The sequence below is a fragment of the Reyranella sp. genome (assembly GCF_965228225.1).
Lineage (GTDB): Bacteria > Pseudomonadota > Alphaproteobacteria > Reyranellales > Reyranellaceae > Reyranella.
The window spans coordinates 280,529-301,575 of the sequence record NZ_OZ245801.1 but is presented as its reverse complement, the minus strand read 5'-3'; the positions used below and the strand labels follow the sequence as shown (position 1 = coordinate 301,575).

19 protein-coding genes are annotated in these 21,047 nt (G+C 66.2%); 2 read left to right on the top strand and 17 right to left on the bottom strand.

Annotated elements, in window-relative coordinates; genetic code table 11:
- Nucleotides 1-22: 22 nt before the first annotated feature.
- From ACO07K_RS01430 to ACO07K_RS01350, 17 genes are all read right to left on the bottom strand, one after another.
- Complete coding sequence (locus ACO07K_RS01430) at nucleotides 23-1,930, bottom strand: AsmA family protein (RefSeq protein ID WP_422034150.1); 1,908 nt, start codon at nucleotides 1,928-1,930, stop codon at nucleotides 23-25.
- 72 nt (nucleotides 1,931-2,002) lie between these two features.
- The gene (locus ACO07K_RS01425; RefSeq protein ID WP_422034149.1) at nucleotides 2,003-2,386 is read right to left on the bottom strand and encodes a DUF4345 domain-containing protein; all 384 of its coding nucleotides are present in this window, start codon (nucleotides 2,384-2,386) and stop codon (nucleotides 2,003-2,005) included.
- A 91-nt stretch (nucleotides 2,387-2,477) separates the two neighbouring features.
- Nucleotides 2,478-3,458: a Bug family tripartite tricarboxylate transporter substrate binding protein gene (locus tag ACO07K_RS01420; protein ID WP_422034148.1), complete on the bottom strand. Its 981-nt coding sequence runs from the start codon at nucleotides 3,456-3,458 to the stop codon at nucleotides 2,478-2,480.
- Between the two features lie 278 nt (nucleotides 3,459-3,736).
- Entirely contained in the window at nucleotides 3,737-4,774 is a 1,038-nt protein-coding gene (locus tag ACO07K_RS01415; RefSeq protein ID WP_422034147.1) for a D-cysteine desulfhydrase, read from the bottom strand.
- A gap of 59 nt (nucleotides 4,775-4,833) precedes the next feature.
- A complete protein-coding gene (locus ACO07K_RS01410) occupies nucleotides 4,834-5,361 on the bottom strand; it encodes a superoxide dismutase family protein (RefSeq protein WP_422034146.1) in 528 nt (175 codons plus the stop codon).
- Between the two features lie 33 nt (nucleotides 5,362-5,394).
- Nucleotides 5,395-6,267 (bottom strand): SDR family oxidoreductase, encoded by an 873-nt coding sequence (locus ACO07K_RS01405; RefSeq protein ID WP_422034145.1) that lies wholly within the window; start codon nucleotides 6,265-6,267, stop codon nucleotides 5,395-5,397.
- Nucleotides 6,268-6,294: 27 nt separating this feature from the next.
- Nucleotides 6,295-6,924, bottom strand: coding sequence for a hypothetical protein (locus ACO07K_RS01400; RefSeq protein ID WP_422034144.1), 630 nt, complete (start codon nucleotides 6,922-6,924; stop codon nucleotides 6,295-6,297).
- Nucleotides 6,921-8,591, bottom strand: a complete 1,671-nt coding sequence (locus ACO07K_RS01395) for a transporter substrate-binding domain-containing protein (protein WP_422034143.1) — start codon at nucleotides 8,589-8,591, stop codon at nucleotides 6,921-6,923. Before ACO07K_RS01395 ends, ACO07K_RS01400 begins: the two co-directional genes overlap by 4 nt.
- Nucleotide 8,592: 1 nt before the next feature.
- Nucleotides 8,593-9,285 carry a methyltransferase domain-containing protein gene (locus ACO07K_RS01390; RefSeq protein WP_422034142.1) on the bottom strand — a complete coding sequence of 231 codons (693 nt, stop codon included), beginning with the start codon at nucleotides 9,283-9,285 and terminating at the stop codon, nucleotides 8,593-8,595.
- A 3-nt stretch (nucleotides 9,286-9,288) separates the two neighbouring features.
- Nucleotides 9,289-11,379, bottom strand: a complete 2,091-nt coding sequence (locus tag ACO07K_RS01385) for an adenylate/guanylate cyclase domain-containing protein (protein WP_422034141.1) — start codon at nucleotides 11,377-11,379, stop codon at nucleotides 9,289-9,291.
- Nucleotides 11,380-11,490: 111 nt separating this feature from the next.
- Nucleotides 11,491-12,885 carry an amidase gene (locus tag ACO07K_RS01380; RefSeq protein ID WP_422034140.1) on the bottom strand — a complete coding sequence of 465 codons (1,395 nt, stop codon included), beginning with the start codon at nucleotides 12,883-12,885 and terminating at the stop codon, nucleotides 11,491-11,493.
- A 10-nt stretch (nucleotides 12,886-12,895) separates the two neighbouring features.
- Complete coding sequence (locus tag ACO07K_RS01375) at nucleotides 12,896-13,354, bottom strand: GNAT family N-acetyltransferase (RefSeq protein ID WP_422034139.1); 459 nt, start codon at nucleotides 13,352-13,354, stop codon at nucleotides 12,896-12,898.
- 3 nt (nucleotides 13,355-13,357) lie between these two features.
- The gene (locus ACO07K_RS01370; RefSeq protein ID WP_298306704.1) at nucleotides 13,358-13,564 is read right to left on the bottom strand and encodes a cold-shock protein; all 207 of its coding nucleotides are present in this window, start codon (nucleotides 13,562-13,564) and stop codon (nucleotides 13,358-13,360) included.
- 214 nt (nucleotides 13,565-13,778) lie between these two features.
- Nucleotides 13,779-15,290 carry a UxaA family hydrolase gene (locus tag ACO07K_RS01365; RefSeq protein ID WP_422034138.1) on the bottom strand — a complete coding sequence of 504 codons (1,512 nt, stop codon included), beginning with the start codon at nucleotides 15,288-15,290 and terminating at the stop codon, nucleotides 13,779-13,781.
- Nucleotides 15,291-15,329: 39 nt separating this feature from the next.
- Nucleotides 15,330-15,575 (bottom strand): hypothetical protein, encoded by a 246-nt coding sequence (locus ACO07K_RS01360; RefSeq protein WP_422034137.1) that lies wholly within the window; start codon nucleotides 15,573-15,575, stop codon nucleotides 15,330-15,332.
- Between the two features lie 148 nt (nucleotides 15,576-15,723).
- Nucleotides 15,724-16,023, bottom strand: coding sequence for a hypothetical protein (locus ACO07K_RS01355; RefSeq protein ID WP_422034136.1), 300 nt, complete (start codon nucleotides 16,021-16,023; stop codon nucleotides 15,724-15,726).
- A gap of 122 nt (nucleotides 16,024-16,145) precedes the next feature.
- Entirely contained in the window at nucleotides 16,146-17,012 is an 867-nt protein-coding gene (locus ACO07K_RS01350) for an EamA family transporter (RefSeq protein WP_422034135.1), read from the bottom strand.
- Between the two features lie 42 nt (nucleotides 17,013-17,054).
- Here ACO07K_RS01350 and ACO07K_RS01345 point away from each other — a divergent pair, with 42 nt between their 5' ends.
- Both ACO07K_RS01345 and ACO07K_RS01340 read left to right on the top strand, forming a co-directional pair.
- The gene (locus ACO07K_RS01345; RefSeq protein ID WP_422034134.1) at nucleotides 17,055-17,912 is read left to right on the top strand and encodes a branched-chain amino acid aminotransferase; all 858 of its coding nucleotides are present in this window, start codon (nucleotides 17,055-17,057) and stop codon (nucleotides 17,910-17,912) included.
- A 56-nt stretch (nucleotides 17,913-17,968) separates the two neighbouring features.
- On the top strand, nucleotides 17,969-20,959 hold the full coding sequence (locus tag ACO07K_RS01340; RefSeq protein ID WP_422034133.1) for a PAS domain-containing protein: 2,991 nt from the start codon (nucleotides 17,969-17,971) through the stop codon (nucleotides 20,957-20,959).
- Nucleotides 20,960-21,047: the final 88 nt, after the last annotated feature.

Genomic DNA, 21,047 nt, shown 5'->3' with positions numbered 1-21,047 from the left:
ATTCCCGCGCGGGAGACAGCGCTCAGGGAGCGGAAAGAACCTCCTGGGTGAGACCGGCGCACGGCACGTCCTTGGCATTTCCGAAAACCGGGGTGGGAATGGGGATCACGCGACCGAGCGAAACCTGCGGCGTGCGGAGCTTGCCCTGGATCATCACCGCGCCATGAAGGTCGAGCAGATCGAAGCTCTTCGGATCAGAATCGATTTCGGCGGTGAGAGCCTGGCTCTTGAGGGAGAGCTGACCCTTTACGTGCAGAACGGATTTCTGGGTATCGAGCAGGGTCCGGTCGAACGTGACGTTGCCCTGCTGGAAGTTGAGACGGCTCACGGCGCATTTGATGGGTATGCGGTTGTCGCCGGTGACATATAGCACCAGCGCATCGAAGATCTGCAGGCCCGCCAGGCTCACCATCAGGCTGCTGACAGAGCCGCCTCCGAGCGCGAATGCCATATGTCCGTTGGCCGTGCCCATGACCTGCGCCAGCGAGCGACCGCTGCCGGCGAGCACCACCCGTCCCTGGATTTTGCCTTGCGTCGCGTCGAAGTAGCGGGACTGACGGAAGAAATTCTTCAGCTCGATGTCGGTCGCCCTGAGGCTGGCCTTCACTTTCGGATCATCCGTGCGGGCATCGATGCCCATCTCGCCCGCGATCGTCCCGCCGCCCATCACCGATAGTGTGAGCGGCTTGACCGTGACGTTGCCGTCCTGGATCAGGACGCGGAAAGCCAGCGCCTGGACCGGCAACCAAGGCGGCGCGATGACCCTCTTGGCATCCAACGTCACGTCCATGTTCATGGCGCGCAACTTCTCGACCTGCAGGGGCACGTTGGGGAAGAGATCGCCCGAGGCTTCGAGCTGAGCCTGCGTCTGGGCCTGCTTGGCGGAAACATTGGTCTTGCGCGCGGGCGTCGCGCCCACGAGGGGCGCAAGGTCTTCGAAGACGAGCTTCTGCGACAGAAGCTTGGCCGTCAGAAACGCGGGCTTTCGCCGTTCGTCGATCGTGACTTCGCCCGTGAGATCGCTTTCCCCCACCCGCCACTTGGACTGAACGAATTTCCACAGTCCGGTCTCGCGTTCCAGCTTGCCCGTGATCGTGTAAGGCGGTGTTGGCGGTCCCGGAATGCCCAGAAGCGGATAGATGTCTGAAAGGTTGGGACCGGAGAGCGTGAGGTCGACATTGGCCCCCGTCCACTTGAAGGGATCCTGCACAGTCCCCTTCATCTTCAGCTTGGTCCCTCCGAAGGACACCTCGAGCTCGAGCGGATAGGGCTGATCCGTGTCGCGCAGCATCAGCACAGAGCCGCCGACGAAGCGCACATCGAGGGGCTGGCCCTCGAGCTTGCCCTTGAGCGAGAGTTCGGCCGCGTCCTCTGCCTTGCCGGTGGCCGTCGAGACCGTGCCATCGAGTTCCAGCTTCCGCTTGGGATCGCGGTAACCCAGCTTGCCCTCGCTGATCTCCAGCTTGCCGATCACCGGCGCGTCGAAGCGGTTGTCGGGTTCGAGCGCCTTGGCGGCCCCCGTGACGACCGGCGTCTCGTCCATGCTCCAGTTGAGCTGTTCCTTGTCGCCCGTCTCGACCTGAACCTCGGGCTTGCGCAGCACGAGACGGGGCAGGACGAGATTACCGCCCAGCAGGGGCCACAGGCGTATGTCGACATCGACCTGGTCGACCTTGAGCATGTAGGGCGCCTTGCCCCATTCGGCATTGGCGACCTCGATGCCTTCCAGTTTCACATTCGTGGTCCAGCCCCACTGGACGGCAACCTTGGCAATCTGTGTCTTGCGGCCGGTGAGATCACTGGCCCGGCCTTCCAACTGGCCGCGCAGATAATCCGACGTCGCAACGAAATAGATCGTGCCGGCGGCGATCAACAGGAGGCCGAGGAAGATGCCGGCCGTCCAGCCCAGAATCTTGGCGGCACGTTTCATCCACGCGAAACGTCACAAGTCCCCTGCGGTTGCAGCACGGATGCCCAAGGACTGATCGGACTCGGTCCGCACTCACCTCTGAGGCACCAGTCGCGACTGCCAGAAGCATAACAAGGGCGTGACTGCCAGCTCCATCGCCAGCGCTCCTGCCACCGGCAGCGACAGCGGATCGCCCAGCATCACCCCGAGCAGGCGACAGAGCCCGCCGATCACCACGACGACCGTGAGCACACGGATGCGCTCCGTCCGCCGTTCGATGCCGGGGATCGACGCCCAGAAGACGAGCCCGATGGCGAGCAACAAGCCCGACAGATAGCGACCATGGTTCAGTTGCGAACCCAGCGATCCTACAAGCGGTTGAAACACACCCCACAAGCCCGCAGCGACCGGCACGATCCCGGCCACGGCAAAGCTCACCTGTGCGGCGCGCTTCGACACCAGCGACGTGGCACTCATCCAGCCCACCCTTTCCCGACTTTTGGCCGACTCCTCTCTGTACGGAGGAACCAGCCAACGCGATCAGCGGGTCGGAATGGAAGACGCGATCTCAGTCGCCCGCCGCGATGTTTCTTTCCCTGGCGATGCCCGCGAAGGTGTCGACCGTGCGGTCGAACAGCCGACCGAAGCCCTTGCCGTCCAGCCCGACGGGATCGAAGCCGAGGTCGGCGAGGCGCGCGATCACGGCCTTGTCCTGCAGGACGGCCGACACGGCGGCATGGAAGCGCTCGATTGCAGCAGCGGGCGTTCCCTTGGGCGCCAGCAGCCCCTGCCATGTCGTCTGCACGAAGCCCGGCGCGATCGTCTCGGCGGCCGTCGGCACGTCGGCGTACGCCCTGGAGCGGTGTTCACTGGTAATGGCCAGCGCCACGAGCTGCCCGCCGCGCGCCTGCGGGGCACCGGCCGCGAAGGTGACGACACCGGCATCGATGTTGCCCGAGATCAGTTCCTGCAGCAGCGGGCCACCGCCCCTATAAGGCACGTGAGTCACGCGAAGATCGCCCGCCGCGCGCAGCAGCAGTTCGCTCGTCAGATGCTGGCTGCTGCCCAGGCCCGGCACGCCGACATTGAGCTTGCCGGGACTGGCCTTCGCCGCCGCGGCAAAGGCCTGCGCGGTGGCGAGGCCCGACCGCGGATGCGTGAACAGACCCTGTGGGCCCGAGATGGCGAGCGTCACCGGCTGGAAGGCCGGATAGAGCGCCGGCGTGCCCGCCACGGGCAGCGCCTCGGTCGCCGCGAACGTATCGTTCACGAGCAGGATCGTGTAGCCGTCCGGCTGCGCGCGCGAGGCGCTGAGCGTGCCGACACGCCCGGCACTCCCGCCGATATTCTCGACGATCACCGTCTGCCCGAGCTGGGCGCTGAGCGGCGCCTGGAGGACGCGCGCGAAGGCGTCGACACCGCCACCCGGCGGCCACGGCACTACGATCTTAACGGAGCGGCTCGGATAGGTGCCCTGGGCGTGCGCGACGAGCGGCGCGGCAAGGGTTGCGCCGGCAAGGCCGGCCAGCAGGTGACGTCGCTTGAGCATGACTTCTCCATTCGCCGCCGCGGGTGCGGAGCGCTGGCTTCGATGAAGGTGTTGGGATCAGACGGTGTCGCGCGTCAGCGTCGACACGAAGGGCGGAGAAAGGATCGGCAAATCATGCGTCGAAACTGGCCGCCGCCCCGCTTCGGGTCAATGAAACGGGTTCGTCGATCTGCGGCCGGACGGCGGAGGAAACTTCTGCGCGGACTGTGACGCGCAGGAAGCATTGCGCGATGACCGCAATGCCTCATCGAAAGGCGGCGCGGAAGCGCGCCGTCGCGTCAGTCGGCGAGCTGGGTACGCCCCAGGACCACGTCTTCGTAGACGTGCAGCGACGGCAGGCCGCCGGTATGGATGAACAGCACCTTGGCGCCGGGCTTGAAGTGCCCCTGGCGTGCCAGACCGATCAGGCCGGCCATGATCTTTCCGGTATAGACGGGATCGAGCAGGATGCCTTCGGTACGCGCCAGCATCTGGACGGCCTCGACCATCTTCTTGTTCGGCACCGAATACTTGGGCTGCCAGAAGCCACCGAAGCTCTTCACCGCCGACGCCGGCACCTTGATGTCGAGGCCCAGCAGGTCGATGACCGCCTGCGCTTCCTTCAGCACCAGCGGCTCCTGATCGGCCGGATCACGGCTGACGCCAACGCCGATCAGCGGGACCTTGATGTTGTTGCCGAGGAAGCCCGCGACCATCCCGCCATGGGTGCCCGAGCTGCCCGAACCCACCACGACGGCGTCGGGGGAGAACCCCATGTCGAGCCACTGCACCTGCATCTCCTGCACACAGGCGACATAGCCCAGGCCGCCGACGGCGTTCGAGCCGCCCCCGGGAATCACATAGGCCTTGCGGCCGAGGGAGGCGACTTCCTGGGCAACCCTCGACATCGCCTCGGCCATGCTGGTGCCGCCGGGAACGACGGTGATCGCCTCCACGCCCATCAGCTCGAACATGAAGTTGTTGCCGCCGGCTTCCTTCTTGTAGCTGCCGGGAACGCGCTCCTCGATCACGAAGCGGCACTTCAGCCCTTCCTTCACCGCCGCGGAGAGCGTGATGCGGCAATGGTTGGATTGCGGCGCGCCGCAGGTGACGAGCGTGTCGCAGCCCTGGGCGATCGCCTCGCCTGCCAGGAACTCGAGCTTGCGGGTCTTGTTGCCGCCGGGGAAGAGACCCAGCATGTCGTCGCGCTTGATCCACACCTCCGGGCCTGCGCCGCCCGGGCAGCTGGCGGCGAGGGCCTTGGTGAAGTGCGGCAGGGGTTCGATGGGCGTGGGCGCGTTGGTGTAGATGCGACGCGGGAAACGAGACAGGTCCATTCAATCAGCTCCAGCTAGGAATACGCGCCTCGCCCGCTGCCGCGGACGAAGTCTTCAGATCACTCCGTGATGACACCGCAGGCGATGCGGTCGCCGGCATTGCCGGTCGGGTCGGTCTTGTAGTCGTCGGGGCCGGCATGGATGATGATCGACGAGCCGTCGGCATCGAACACCGAATTGGGTTGTCCCTTGGCCAGCGTGATCATGTGATTGGCGACGTCGATCCTCAGTTCGCCGTTTGCCGGGATGTAGAGGTTCGGCATGTCGCCGGCATGCGAGCCTTCGGTGGCTTCCATGCCGTGCTTCTTGGAAGCCGGATTGAAGTGCCCGCCGGCGCTGGTGAACGGCGCCTCGCACTTGCCCACCGCGTGGATATGGAACGCATGCTCGCCGGGCGCCACGCCCTTCAGCGACATCTTGAGCAGCACGCCGTGCGGCGTCTGGAGAAGCTGGACGGTGCCGACATCCTTGCCTGTTGCGTCCTTCAGCGAGGCCTTCGCGGTCGGGCTCTGGGCTTGGGCGGCAAAGGAGAAGGCGGCGATTCCGGTTGCAGCGAGCAGGCTGCACATCACTGGGGCGATACGCATCGGTTCCTCCGTCGTTGGGGTTGGGACGTCACCCTACTCCAGGACCTTTGGCGGCCGGTAGAGCGGAAAGCCGTTGAAGGGCTTCGAATTCTCGTGATCGGGCACCTGATAGAAGGTCGATTTGCCATAGTTGTGCAATCCACCGTCGACCCGCAGCGTGGCTCCACTCACGTAGGCGGCAGCGTCACTCAACAGATAGACGATGGCGCCCGCGATCTCCGACTCCGTGCCATGGCGTTTGGCGGGAATACGGTCCTTCACCGAACGCAGCGCCTCGTGGGCGCGTTCGGGATAGCGGTCGAAGCCCGACGACGCGATGAATCCCGGAATGACGGAGTTCACGCGGACCCCCGAATGCGCCCATTCGATCGATGCACTGTAGGTGAAGTTGGTCTGGCCGGCGCGGGCCGCCCCATTGTGGGCCATGCCCGGATTGCCCAGTTCGAAATCAGCGCCGACATTCACGATGACGCCGCCATGGGCTTCCATCGAGGCAAGGTAGACTGCCTTGGAGACCAGGAAGGTCGCGGTCATGTTGTTGGCGACCACGGCGTTCCAGCCGTTCAGCGAGATGTCCTTCAGCTGTGCGGGAAACTGGCCGCCGGCATTGTTCACCAGCCCGTCGATGCGGCCACTCCAGGACATCACGCCTTCGATCGCCGCCTTGACCTCGTCCTCGCGGCGCAGGTCGGCCGAGTGGATGAAGGTGTCGGGATCGCCCAGCTCCTCCTTCACCCGTTCGAGTTTCTCCATCGTGCGACCGACGAGAGCAACGCGTGCACCGAGCGATTTCAGCTCATGGGCGGTGCAGCGGCCGATGCCGGAGCCGCCACCGGTGACGATGATGGTCCGGCCGGCGAAGAGACCGGGCCGGAAAACGGAGTCGTAGCGTACGCTGCCTGTCATCTTCCTCCCCGCGCCTGGATCCGGAGACTATCCTTCGCGGGTGCGCAGCGCGAGGCGGCCCAGATGGCGTTGCAGGAGACGCATCAGCGCAAATCCGGCCTGCAGGGTGATGCCGAAGCAGAGGATGCCGATGGCGAACAGGACCATCTTGTCGCCGAGCGTCGGCATCAGCTCGGCCTCGCGCAGGATGACGGCGATCCCCTCGGGCACGCCGATCGCGGCGCCGGCGCTGGAGGACATGACGAGCACGAAGAAAGCGCGGGTCACATTGGGCAGGAACAGCAGCGCCCCGAGCGGCGAGCCGTCGCGGAGCTGCCGCAATGCTTCGCCGCCATTGTCGGCGACATAGGCTGCAGCGTAGGGCACCAGAGATAGCGCGACCGTCATGATCCCCGACGGCGCCACATGGACACCGAAGAGGGTCGCGTCGGACGGGATGATGTTCAGGAGGAAGAACATGACCACGAAGGTCGGCGCGGCCCGCATCAGGCCGATCAGGGCCGTGGCGACCGCGCCGCGCACGCCGCCCGCCAGCTTCGCCAATGTCAGCAGGCCGCCGACGGCGAGACCGATCAGCAACGCAATGGCGGCGATCTCGAAATTGACCACCATGCCGGCCAGCAGCTGCGGCACGAAATCAGGAGAGATCTTGTTCATGCCGTCACCATCTGCCGGTGTTCGAGCCAGATTCGCAGTTTGTCGCACAACCAGACCACGACCATCACCACGCAGACATAGAAGACGAGCAGCAGCGAATAGGTGCTGGCTCGGCCGCTGGCGAACGAGGTGATGTCGGTGAGTGCGCTCAGAAGCTCGGGCGCGCCGATGAAGCTCGCGATCGGCGTGCCTTTCGCCGCGTTGACGAGAAAGGACACGATCTGGGTGGCCGAGCGGCTGACGGCGCGACCGAAAAGTTCGACGGTGGGCGCGGGCGCCCCTCCCCGTTCGGTCTGGAGGGTGTGCATCGCCTCGCCGATGGCCTGCCCCGCGTTGGCGCCGTTCATCAGGCCGAGCGCCACGATGGCCGCGCCGATCGCCACGGCCGAGGAATAGGGAAAGAGCGCCAGCGCCACGGCGGCGGAAATGACGAGGGTCAGGACGACCGGCGAGGATTGCAGGACGATCGTGAGCGCACGGGCTGGCCAGCGCAGCAGGAGGGAATGCGAACTCTGCAGGGCTCCCAGCACCATGGCAAACAACAGCGTCGCCCCAAGGGCCCCGACGACCAGCACCAGGGAATTCGCGATTCCCGCCTTGAACAGCTGCCAGGCCGGCATGGTCTTGAACATCGGGAACTGCACGCTGATGCCGGTGTGCTTCTCCAGCCAGGTCTCGAAGGCGGTCACCCGGCCGGCAAAGGGCGTCGGCTCCAGAACCGCGCTCAGCGCCGGCAGGACGCAGCCCGGGTTGCTGCTTCCGGTATCGGTGTTGCAATCGGGCCGATTCCAGACCGCACGCTCGAGCTCGAGAAAGCCTAGGCCGATGCGGTTCTGCTTCGCCACTTCGAGGAAGATGCCGTCGCGATGGAAGATCTGGCTCATCAGGTCGAGCGCGCGCGCCAGGCGATCGCTGCCGGTCAATGCCACGGCCATGCCCCAGGGAAGCTGGGCGAAGCCGAATTTCCTGTCGTAGGCCTTCGCGAACGCCGGGTCCGTGAAGTAGTAGTCGAAGAAGCTGTCGTCCTGGGCCGCCAGAACGCAGGTCTCGTCGCGCAACCTGTCGGGCAGCACACCCGCCTCGTCGAACAGCATCAGGCGGGCATTGTGCGAGACGATCTGGGCGTTGGAGTTATTGCCGATCGTGACGCAGATCGTGCGGCTGGCAATGTCGGGCCAGTCCTTGATCGTGAGGCCCTTCGGCCCGACGATGATCGTCTCCGAGCGGTAGTAGTGCGGACGGATGAAGCGCACCTGACCGTCGCGCTGGGTGTTGTGCCCCATGGTCGCGATGGTGAGGTCGATCTTGTCGTCGGCGAGCAGCGGGATTCGGCTGGCGGCGTTGACGCGCGTGAAGGCGGGCTCGACGCCCAGATGTTTTGCGATCTCGCGCGCCACATCGACGTCGTAGCCCGAGCGGACCTGGCCCTCGCGGGTCCCGAACAGCGGGTAGTATTCACGTACGCCGACGCGGATCTTGCTGTCGCAGAAGATGCGGACCAGCCGGTCGAGGCCGGGCTGCTCGCAGGCGCCCGGGACGGCCGCGGCGGCACGCGCCTCGTCGATCAGCTTGGCCAAGGCCGCATCGGGCGTTTCGGCGCGCACCGGCAGACCGGCCAGCAGAACGAGCCATGCGAACACGACGGACAGTACGCGACGCGAGGTCATGTCAGCCTCGCGAGCCGGCGGCGATTTCGACGATATGCATGTCGGCGAAGACATGCGGGCCGTAGCGATGGATGGAGCGACCCTCCTCCGCGCGTAAAATGGAAGGTGTCATCAGTTCGATCTTTTCGTTGGCGATATGGACCAGGACGGTACTCACGATGTGAAGCACGAGACCGTAGCGTTCGAGAATGCGGCGCGAGTGTCCCACATCGACAAATGCATTGTGGGTGATGAGGGCACGCCCGTTGACCGCGAGATGATCCGAGAGGCCCTCGAGGAACGGATCGAGCAGGTCGCGGCCTTCGATGCCGCCCGCGCTCCAGGTCGACAGCCGTCCCGCCACTTCGAAATGATCCATCGGAAAATGCGGCAGATTGGCGACGATCAGATCGAAGCGCCGTCCCGCCACCGGCTTCCACATGTCGCCGCGATGGATTTCCGCCTCGTGCCCAAGCTCCTCCAGGAGCGCCCTGCCGGTGGCGATGGCGTCGTCCTCGATGTCGATCCCACAGAGCGCGCTCGCGCCGAGACTGCCCAGCACGGCGAGAATCACCCCGCTGCCGCAGCCGATTTCGAGCGCGCGGGCACCGCAGACGCGGCTCGGTTCCGCACGGAGCGCCTGCACCATCGCAGCCGTATATTCGCTCGGCCGCAGCGCCGCGACCGCCGGAGAAGACTTGCGGGCGTCGAACATCGATCAGCGCGACATCTGCAGCGGAACGAGTCGCGTGGGATCGATCGCAGCCAAACGGGCAGCCATCGCGCGCGCCACCGGATCGCCGGGGTATTCCACCAGAATCTCCTGGTAGCGCGCCAGCGCCGTCGCATAGTCCTCGGCGACCAGCGCACTGTAGGCGGTTCGCGTGAGTTTGCAGAGGCGAACGCTCGCCTGATCCGGTTCGAACTCCGGTCCGATTCCATAGGCGCCAACCAGTTCGTAGATCGGAATCTTCGAGCGGCGGCCCTTCACGGTGACATCGTCGATCGGCCGCACGCAAAGCCGCTCGCCGGCCTCCTTGAAGACGGAATGGCTGATGCAGATGCCCGTACCGTACTCCTTGTTGATGCCCTCCAGGCGCGCCGCGATGTTCACGCCGTCGCCCATGACGGTGTAGCTCATGCGCTCCTTGGAACCGATATTGCCCACCAGGACGGCGTCGCTGTGGATGCCGATGCGGACGTTCAGCGGCTTCTTGCCGTCCGCCGCCCAGTCGGCGTTCAGCTCCTTCATGCCCTCGCGGATGCGCAGCGCTGCGAAGCAGGACCTCTGCGCATGGTCTTCGAGCAGGGCCGGCGCGCCCCAGAAGGCCATGACGCCGTCACCGATGAACTTGTCGATCGTGCCATGCTCCATGTTGACCGCATGGGTCACCACGCCGAGATAGGCCGAGACGCGAAGCAATAGCTCCTGCGACGGCACTTCCTCCGACAGGGTCGAGAAGCCCTCGAGATCGGAGAAGAAGATGGTGAGGAAGCGGCTGTGGCCGCCCAGCACCAGCCTCTGCTCCGAGTCGAGGAGCTGGCGCACGAGGCCCACGGGCACGAAGGCCGCAAACGACTTCACCGCGGAGTCCAGGGTGTCGATGGCGCGCGCGAGGACCGCAACCTCGCGGATCGGCGACTTCAGCGGCGGAAGATTGTCGCCCTCCAGATCCTGGATCCTGGTCACCTTGAGCGCGAGCCGCTCCAGCGGAGTCGAGACGACGCTGGACAGGAAATAGATGATGCAGATCTGGACGACGATGGCGATCGCGCCGAACAGGGCCAGACGCTTGTTCTGCTCGTCGAATGCACTGGTGAAGTCGGCCAGTGGCGTTATGACGAAGAGCTGCCACTTCTTGCCGAACTCTGGAGGAAGGGTCGCCAGTCTCGCGACATAGGCCTGTCCGGCATGTGCGAAGGAGAACATCTTCTCGTTGCCGCGCGGCCGGAAACTGAACGCGATCGCCGGCAATTCATCGCCGAGCGACGTTACGTGCTGCAGTTCGACCTTGCCATTGTGACTGGCGTAGGTCCTGACGCGCTCGGAATTGGCAATGACCCGGCCCTGGTGGTCCAGAATGTAGGACTGCGTGCCCGGGCTGATCTTGCGCTCGGCGAGGTAGTTGGAGAGCCCGTCGAGCGTGATGTCGGCAGCCGCGACGCCGCGCAACGCACCGTCGACATAGAACGGTGCACCGACGGTGAAGCCGACGAGCCCCAGGGTCGCGAAGACGTCGACGTCGCTGACCGAGAGCTCACGGGTCTCCTGTGCCGTGCGATACCACAGGCGTGCGCGCGGATCGTAGGAGGTGGTCTGCTCGGAAATGCCGAGTTCCTTGCGATCCGCATCGAGGAACAGATAGTGGTCGATGGGCGCCGAACCGCGCTGCGGCGCGATCCATCGATCGGCGTAACGCGTGCCCGGGGGCGGAAGTTTGCCCTGAATCTCGACGGCGGGATCGATCTGCCGGGCCTGGCGAAAGGAGCCGTCGTTCAGGCCGACATACATGCTGATGATGCGGTCGCTGTGCTGCAGGATGCTGAAGAGATACTTCAGCGAGCGGTTCTCCTCGAAGAAGCCGGGCTGTTCCGCACCGATCGCGGCCGCGCTGCGAACCAGCGACTTGATGGGGTCGAACAGGTGCTGGATGTTCTCGATCGCCTCGACGCTGAACCGTCCGATCAGCTCGTCTGCATTGTCGCGGGCGATCTTCTCGTTCGAGACGTAGTTGACCGCCACGATCGCGAAGAAGACCGGCACCGTCAGCAGAATGAACAGCGTAAGGATGCTGGGACGCAGCCGCAAATTTTTCGCGAAGGGGCTTGGCATTGCGCGGCTGGGAGATCCTGGGACGGGCGATAGAAACACTATAAATGAAAGGAGATTCAGCGTCCACGCGCCCTGCCCGCGGCATCGCTACAGCGGCGGCCGCCTCAGATGCCAGTCGGTCTCCCGCTGAAGGGCGTGTCCCGCCGCGAGAATGGCACCTTCCTCGAAGCCTCTCGCCACGATCTGGAAGCCCACCGGCACGCCATCGGCGCTCATTCCGCCGGGAAGGGTCAACGTCGGATGGCCGCTGAGATCGAAAGGCGCCGTGTAGCGCAACCGTCCCGCGACGGCTTCCGGATCGCGCCCGGCCGCCAGCAGGGCCTCGGTCGACCACACGGCCCTGGCCATCACCGGCATCAGGAGCAGATCGACCGACTCCAGCAGGCGATTGAGGTGGCCGGTGAGCGCCGCGCGGCGCAACTGCATGCGGGCAAACTCCACGGCCGAGAGGTGGCGTCCCTGGTCGAGCAGGCCGGACAGGACCGGGCCGTATTCGGAGGCCCGCGACGGATAGGTGGCGTCATGGGCCAGCGCCGCTTCGACACCGCACAGGGGCACCCAGTCGCGCGCGCCCTGATCGAAACCGTCGGGCAGCTTCACGTCGACGATCGTCGCACCCGCCTTCTGCAGCACCACGACGGCGCCGTCGAGGGCGCGCCTGGAGTCCTCGTCGAGCCCATGCAGGTCGGAGGGCAATCCGATGCGCCTGCCCCGCACGCCCTGGTCGACCGACGCCGCATAGTCGGGAACCGGCAGGCCGACAGAGGTCGGGTCGTCCGGATCGGCACCCGCGATCACGCCGAGCACGATCGCGGCGTCGAGGGCGCTGCGGGCCATCGGGCCGATATGGTCGAGGGACTCCGCCAACGGGAACACGCCGGCGCGGCTCACGCGCCCCCAGGTGGGCTTCAAACCCGACAGGCCGTTCATGGTCGAAGGGAAGCGGATCGAGCCGCCGGTGTCGGAGCCCAAGGAGGCGAAACAGAGCCCGGCCGCCGTGGCCGCGCCAGACCCCGACGAGGACGAGCCCGTCCAGTAGGCAGCGTTCCAGGGATTGAGGGGCGCGGGGATGCCGGGATGATGCGCGCCATAGGCCCCCTCGGTCATCTGCAGCTTGCCGAGGACCACCGCGCCCGCCTGCTTGAGACGGGCAACCACCGTCGCATCGCGTGACGGAACGTTGTCGTGGTGAATCGCCATGCCGGCAGCCGTCGGCACGCCTTCTGTATTGCAGAGATCCTTGACCGCGATGGGGACGCCATGCAGCGGGCCCCTCGAGGTGCCGGCGCCGGTCTCTTCATCGAGGCGGGCCGCATCCGCGAGGGCGCGATCGGCCGTGACGGTCGCGTAGCTCCGCAGACCAGGGTCGACCTTGTCGATGCGGTCGAGAAGCGAACGGGTCAGCTCGACGGACGAGAGCTTTCGCGCCTTCAGGCGCCGCGCGACCTCGTCGAGCGACAGATAATGCAGGTCGGCTGGCATGCGGACTCCCTCACAGCGACTTCTCCATGACCTGGATATGTTCGCCGCGATAGTCGCGCTGCTCAAGCGCCGTCCAGCCCAGGCGCTCATAGAGCGCAGCGGCCGAAGTCGTGAAGAGATAGAGCCGGTCGTATCCGATGCGCCGCGCCGCGGCCTCGACCGCGCTCACCAGCGCCGAGGCGATGCCCCGCTGGCGATGCGCTGGCGGCACGTAGACGCTTGCGAGCCAGGGATTGCGCGGATCGTCTTCGAGATCGTCGAAGATCAGCGAGGCGGTGCCGACGATCCCGTCGTCGTCACCGAGGGCGACGAAGGCGATCGGCACCCGATCGACGTTCATCTTGCCCTGAACCTTGGTCCGCCGCTCGTCGAGCGTCTGCCCGGGACTGAGGTGTCCCCACTCGTCGAAGCCCCAGACGGAGACCTGCTCGGCCAGGGTGGGACGCTCGACGAGGGGAACGACTCTCATGGGCTAATCGGCCGTCTTGAGGTTTACCGCAGCCGAGCGGCCGCGTTCGGTGGCTATCTCATAGCCGATCTTCTGGCCTTCGTTGAGGCCGTTCAGCCCCGAGCGTTCGACCGCGCTGATATGGACGAACACGTCCTTGCCGCCGTCGTCCGGCTGAATGAAGCCAAAGCCCTTGGTTCCATTGAACCATTTGACCGTGCCTGTAGCCATCTCTCTCTCCTGGGCAGTTGAACGAGCACACAAATGCGCGCTGGCGGAGCGCTCGCGGCTACCGCCTTCGACAACCTGGAATTTGGGGTGAAAGCTCGCGGGGAAATCCGGGGCCGCGGCGGGCCGGACCGGCAAAGCATGGCCAAGTTCGGAGTCGTAGGATCGCATATGAAGGACGTAACGTGCCCACCTCAAAATGGCTCCCGAAGATCTTCTACATTGTTGCGCCAATCTTCCACGGCTCGAATTCGTCGTCCCCGATACCGAGAATTTCCGACTTGGTTTTCTGGCCCGAGGCCGTGGCGAGAATAAGATCGAAGATGCGGCGGCCGTTTTCCGGGATCGTCTCCTCGCCGTCGACGATCGTTCCGCAGTTGATGTCCATGTCGTCTGTCATGCGCCGATAGAGCGAGGTATTCGTCGCAAGCTTGAGTGAAGGCGTCGGCTTGCAGCCGAACACGCTGCCGCGCCCCGTCGTGAAGCACAGCACATTGGCGCCGCCCGCGACCTGCCCCGTTGCCGACACCGGGTCGTAGCCGGGCGAGTCCATGTAGACGAAGCCCTTGGCGGTGATCGGCTCCGCGTACTTGTAGACGTCCACCAGATTGGTGGTGCCACCCTTGGCCACCGCGCCCAGGGATTTCTCGAGAATGGTGGTCAGCCCGCCCGCCTTGTTGCCGGGCGACGGATTGTTGTTCATCTCACCGCCCGTTCGGGCGCAGTGGTCCTCCCACCAGCGGATGCGCTCCACGATCTTCTCGCCGACCTCGCGGCTGACCGCGCGCCGGGTCAGCAAATGCTCCGCGCCATAGATCTCTGGCGTTTCGGAGAGAACCGCCGTCCCGCCGTTGCGCACCAGGAGATCGACCGCCGCCCCGAGGGCCGGATTGGCCGAGATGCCCGAATAGCCGTCGGACCCGCCGCACTGCAGCGCGAGGATGAGCTCGCTCGCCGGGATCGGCACACGCGACACGTCGTTCGCTTCGGGCAGGATCTCCTTCAGAAAATCGACGGCGCGCATCACCGTCCTGGACACGCCGCCCTCGTCCTGGATCGCCAGAGGAATGAGCTTCGGCCCTTCCTTCAGCCCCTCGGCCGTCATCAGGCCGGATATCTGGTTGGTTTCGCAGCCGAGGCCGAGCACCACGACCGCGGCCATATTGGGATGCCGGACATACCCCGCGAGCGTCCGGCGCAGCACGTCCATCTCGAGCCCCGACGCCGCCATGCCACAGCCACCCCCATGCGTGAGCGGCACCACGCCGTCGATGTTCGGAAACTGCCCCAGTACGGGCGCGAGTCTCGAGGCGATCATGCGGCTGGTTGCGGCCGAACAGTTCACGGTCGTTACGATGCCGATATAGTTGCGCGTCGCCGCCCGTCCGTCGGCTCGGCGATATCCCTGGAAGGTCGCCGGCGGGACGATGAAGTCGGTGGGATGTGCATCGGCGCAGAAGGCATAGTCGCGCTCGAAGTCGCCCATGACGCAGTTGTGCGTATGAATGTGCGTCCCGGGCGGGAGATCTTCTGTCGCGAACCCGATGATCTGATTGTACTTGCGCAGCGGCTCGCCCTTCGTGACCGGCCGCGTGAGAATCTTGTGGCCGGGCGGCACGCGCGTGGCCGCCGCCACGTCTCCCTCGACATTGGTGCCGGGCAGGATGTCCATGCGTGCGACGACGACATTGTCGGCGGGATGCAGTCGAATGGTGAGCGGGGCCGTCATTGTTGTTTCCTCCGGGTCGTCGCGCTCCGGCGACATTCCTCAGCAGACCTTAGTACGACGCCAGCCGGCGGCAACCGCTTCCTGCTCGCTGCAGAACCATCGCTCGCCCCGCTTGGGGTCGATCGCGGTCGCGTTGTAGTAGCGGCAGCCGGGCGGATGATAGATGCGCTCGCCCTTGCCGTTGACGTTCCCCTTGATCAGGCATTGCTGGCCGACCGGCGCCTGCGCAGCGGCAGGCGTGGCGCAGAGACAAAACGCCAGCACGAGGCCGCCCCTGCGCACCACGTCGCGAGCTCGCCACCGCGAAGACGTTGGTGCCGAAAAGCAGGAACGGAGCGGAATGGTGTCCCTTTCTGGTCGTCCTGCACGATAGCAAAGAAAACGGGGCGCCAAGCGCCCCGTCTCCTCAGCGTCGTTCGAGGGGACCCTGGTTTCAGCCCCAACCCGGAGTCCAGCCCGGACTCCAACCCGGTGCCGGGCGCTGGTTTATCCAGCGTCCATCGACCCACACCTGGCGGCCGTGATGCCACGTCCAATAGCCCGGCGCCCAGACCCGCTGAACCGGCGGCGCGTAGTAGCGCGGCGGCGGCGCGTAATAGCGCTGCGGCTGTGGAGTGCCGATCCAGACGCCGAAGGACTGGGCGGCTGCCGGTGTGACGACCGCCGGTGCAAGCGCCGCCATCGTGAAAGTGGCGGTGGCGGCGAGTACGGTGAGAGCGATACGCTTCATCATTGTCTGCCTCCGTTCTGCGCGGCAGCAACGCCGCGTCCTACAGAGATACGTATCGGAGCCGCCCGACGTGGCCATCTCACCTGGGGAATTAGTGCGCGCTTTCAGCCTCTTTTCGGCCACCCTCAGCTTGCGCCGATCAGGAGAATGATCACGCCCGCCACGCTCACCATGATGCCGAGCAGTCCGACGGCATGAAGCCGCTCGCCGCGCAGGAAGATCCAGCTCATCACGACGCCGATGAGCGGAAAGAGCGCGACCAGCGGTGCGACCACCGTGATGGAGCCCAGCCCGAGGGCTGCATAGAGAAGGAAGGTCGCCATGCCATTGGCGAATCCGACGGCCAGGAACCACAGCACTCCGCTGCGCATCGCCGGCCCTGCCCTCACGGCGCGCCGCCCGACCAGCGAGACGATCACGACCGAGGAGAGCGCATAGCCGATGGCGGCGGCGGCCAGCGGCTCCGGCCAGAGCGCGAGCCCGGTCTTGATCGCCGGCTGGATGGCGCCACGCACCAGCGCCGCCGCCAGCGGCAGACCCAGGACCCAGACCGACCAGTGGCGACCGCCGGTCCCGCCGCGCAACGCCAGCAGTGCCACGCCGCCCACCACCATCGCCAGGCCGGCCAGTTGCAGGAGGCTGAGATGCTCACCGAGGAACAGCACCGCCCCGAGTACAGCGAAGATCGGCGTCACATTGCCCACGGCTCCGGCCACCGCCGGTCCCAGCCGCTCGTTCGAGCGCACGGAGAGGATCGAGACGACCACGGGGAAGATGCAACCGACGCCGGCGAAGATCAGCGCCGCGTCAGGATTGAAAGTGCTCCAGTCCACGAAGACGATCGCGGCCATCCAGGCAACGACGAGTGCTCCGCCAATGGAATAGAGCGGCGAGCGCCAGGAGGGCATCGTCCGCAAGCCGAACTGCGTCAGAATCAGCGCCAGCGCGAAGCAGAAGGCCGCGCCCAAGGCGAGGATGGCCGCACCGCTCATCGTCTGCTATGTCCGCGCGCTTCGAGGGACGACGAGGATAGAATGGACACGCTCACCTACTGGAACGGCACCTGGCACGAGGGCAACCCTGCAATCCTGGGGCCACGCGACCATGCCTTCTGGCTGGGCTCCATGGTATTCGATGGCGGCCGCGCCTTCGAGGGGTGCGGCCCCGACCTCGACCTCCATGCGGAACGCGTCGTCCGTTCGGCCCGCGCCATCGGCCTCAACCCGACCCAGACGCCGGAAGAGATCCTGAAGCTGATGCACGAGAGCGTGCGCCGCTTCGGTCCCAAGGCCGAACTCTATGTCCGCCCGATGTTCTGGGCCGGCAAGGGCGGTGCCGGTCCGATCTCAGTCGATCCTGACTCCGCGCAGTTCCTGCTCTGCACCTATGTCTCGCCGATGCGCGCCGGCACGCCGCTGACCCTGGGCCTGTGCCGCAGCATTCGCCGGCCCGCGCCCGAGACCGCGCCGACCGACGCCAAGGCGAGCTGCCTCTATCCCAATTCCTCGCGCGGTGTCGCCGAGATGCTGAAGCGCGGCTTCAACAACGGCGTCGTGCTCGACCCGCTCGGAAACGTGGCCGAGACCTGCAGCTCCAACCTCTTCATCGCCCGCAACGGCGTGGTCGCGACGCCGGTGCCGAACGGCAGCTTCCTGGCCGGCATCACGCGCTACCGGACGGTCAAGCTGCTGCGCTCGGCCGGCATCACGGTCGAGGAGCGCACGATCCGTCCGGCGGAGTTGGAAGAAGCCGACGAGATGTTCACCACCGGCAATGCCGGCAAGGTGCAACCCGTCAGCCGCTACGAGGACCGCGACCTGCAGCCCGGCCCGATCGCCGCGCGGGCCCACGACCTCTACATGGCCTTCGCCCGCACCCAGCGGGTGATCTGAGGCGTCCCGTCCGCGGCCATACTTGCGGGCCGGGCGCGAATCGATACTGTCCCGCCATGACTGCAGGCGAGCGCGACACGACCTTTCTTGCCGGGGGCGGCGAGATGGGCGCGCTCATGCGGACGCATGACTGGAAGGCTACCCCGCTCGGCGACCCGGCCGGATGGCCGCAGTCGCTGCGGACCGCGGTCCGGCTGATGCTGAACTGCGGCCACCCGATGTACATCTGGTGGGGCCCGGACCTCATCTGCTTCTATAACGACGCCTATCGGCGATCGATCGGGCCGGAACGCCATCCGTCCTCGCTCGGCCGGCCCGGCCGCGCCGTGTGGGAGGAGATCTGGCCCATCATCGGGTCGCAGATCGAGCAGGTAATGGCCGGTCGAGGCGCCACCTGGAACGAGAACCACCTGGTCCCGATCACCCGCAATGGGCTCCGCGAGGACGTCTACTGGACCTACAGCTACAGTCCGATCGACGACGCCGAGGCCCCCTGCGGCGTGGGCGGCGTGCTGGTGGTCTGCAGCGAAACCACCGAGAAGGTGATTACCGAGCAGCGGCTGATGGCTGAGATCGAGCGCCAGCGCCGCATGTTCCGGAAGGCACCCGGCTTCATCGCCGTCCTGAGCGGCCCCGACCACGTCTACGAGTACGTGAACGAAGCCTACCTCGCCATCGCCGGCCCGCGCGACTTCATCGGCCGCAGCGTGCGCGACGCCCTGCCGGAGCTCGAGGGCCAGGGCTTCTACGAACTGCTGGACCGGGTATACCGCACCGGCGAGCGTTTCATCGCACGGGCCATGCCGGTTCGCCTCAGCAACGATTCCAGCACGCGCCTCATCGACTTCCTGTATGAGCCGATGCGCGACGAGGCTGGCACGGTCTACGGCATCTTCGTCGGCGGCCACGACATCACGGCCCACAAGGAGGCCGAGCGGCAGTCGCTGCTGAGCGAGGAATCGCTGCGACTGACCACGGAGGCGGCTGAGATCGGCATCTGGGACGTCGACTTCACCACCGATACAATGGCCTGGTCGCCCCGCACCAAGGCCATGTTCGGCTTTTCACCCGACGCCGTCTGCACGCTCGACGACTTCTACGCCGGCCTCCACCCCGAAGACCGCGACGTCACCACGCGGGCGTTCGGCGCGGCCCTCGATCCCGCGATCCGGGCAACCTACGACGTGCAGTACCGGACGATCGGCCACGACGACGGCGTGGTCCGCTGGATCGCGGCAAAGGGCAAAGGTCTGTTCGACGCGGACGGCAGGTGCTACCGCGCGGTCGGCACCGCCATCGACATCAGCGCCCGCAAGATCGCCGAGGCGCGTCACGCCTTCATGCTCGAACTCAGCGATGCCTTGCGCGGCAACGACACGGACAAGGCGCTGGACGAAGCCTGCGCCCTGATGGGCCGCTTCTTCGGCGTCAGCCGCGTGGGCTACGGCCATCTCGATCCGGTCGAGGACGTGTTCGACTATTCGGTCTGCTGGACCGACGGCCGTGCGCAGCCGCTTCTCGGCCGGGTCCCTGCCCGCGCCTTCGGCGTCAAGATCGTCAAGAAGCTCGGGGCCGGCGAGACGGTCGTGGTGAACGACCTGCAGACCGATCCGCTGAGCGACGAGGAGGAGACGCGTGCCACCGCGCGCGCGGTCGACACGCGCGCCGTTCTGGTCGTGCCCTTCGTGCGCGCCGGACGCCTGCGCACGATCGTCTATCTCAACGACCGGCCCGTCCGTCGCTGGCAACCCGACGAGGTCGCCTTCATGGAAGAGGTCGCCGAACGGACCCGCCAGGTGATCGAGCGCGGCGAGGCGGAGGCAGCGCTGCGCGCCCTCAACGCCACGCTCGAAGCACGGGTCGAGGCGCGGACCGCTGAACTGCGCGCGACGGAGGAGGCTTTGCGTCAGGCCCAGAAGATGGAGGCGATCGGCCAGCTCACCGGCGGCATCGCCCACGATTTCAACAATTTGCTGCAAGGCATCACCGGCAGCCTGGACCTCGTCCAGCGGCGTATCAGCCAGGGCCGGCTGGGCGACCTCGACCGCTTCATCACCGGCGCCATGACGTCGGCCAATCGCGCTGCCGCCCTCACCCACCGTCTGCTGGCCTTCGCGCGCCGCCAGCCGCTGGATCCCCGCCCGGTCCACATCAACCCGCTGGTGGGTTCGATGGAGGAGCTGCTGCGGCGGACGCTGGGCGAGAGGATCGATCTCGAATTGCGGCTGGCCGACGGACTCTGGCTGACTCGCTGCGACGCCAATCAGCTGGAATCCGCGATCCTGAACCTCGCGATCAACGCGCGCGATGCCATGCCCGAAGGCGGACAACTCGTCATCGCGACCCACAACATGGAGGTCGGCGAGGTGGCCGCGGCCGCGCATGCCGACAGGGCGGCCGGCGACTATGTCTGCATCTCGGTCACCGACAGCGGCACCGGCATGGATGCCGAAACCGTCGCCCGCGCGTTCGAGCCCTTCTTCACGACCAAGCCGATCGGCCAGGGGACCGGCCTCGGCCTGTCCATGATCTACGGCTTCGCGCGCCAGTCCGAAGGCTATGTCGAGATCGAAAGCCAGCCCGGCCGGGGCACGACCGTTCATCTCTGCCTGCCGCGCTTCCGCGGAGACGCCGACGACGAGGCCGCCGAGGATGCGGCCGGGCCCGCGTCAGCCGAAACCGGCGAGACCGTCCTGGTCGTCGAGGACGAGCCCGTGGTTCGCGGCCTGGTCGTCGAAGTGCTGGCCGATCTCGGCTACCGCGCCATCGAGGCAGTCGACGGTCCGCAGGGCCTGGAGATCGTGCAGTCGGCGCAGCGCATCGACCTGCTGATCACCGATGTCGGGCTACCCGGACTGAACGGCCGCCAGGTCGCGGACGCGGCCCGTGCCCTTCGCCCCGATCTCAAGGTCTTGTTCATGACGGGCTATGCCGAGAACGCAGCCCTCGCCGCCGGCTCGCTGCACGCGGGGATGACGCTCATCACCAAGCCCTTCACCATGGAAGCGCTTGCCACACGCGTGCGCGAGATCATCGCGACGAAATAGGTGATCATGGCTCTACCTCCCAGTCGCGGCATGATGCTTGCTCCGCTCCGTGAAGACTGACACTCAACCAGCTCGGTCTCCGTGAACA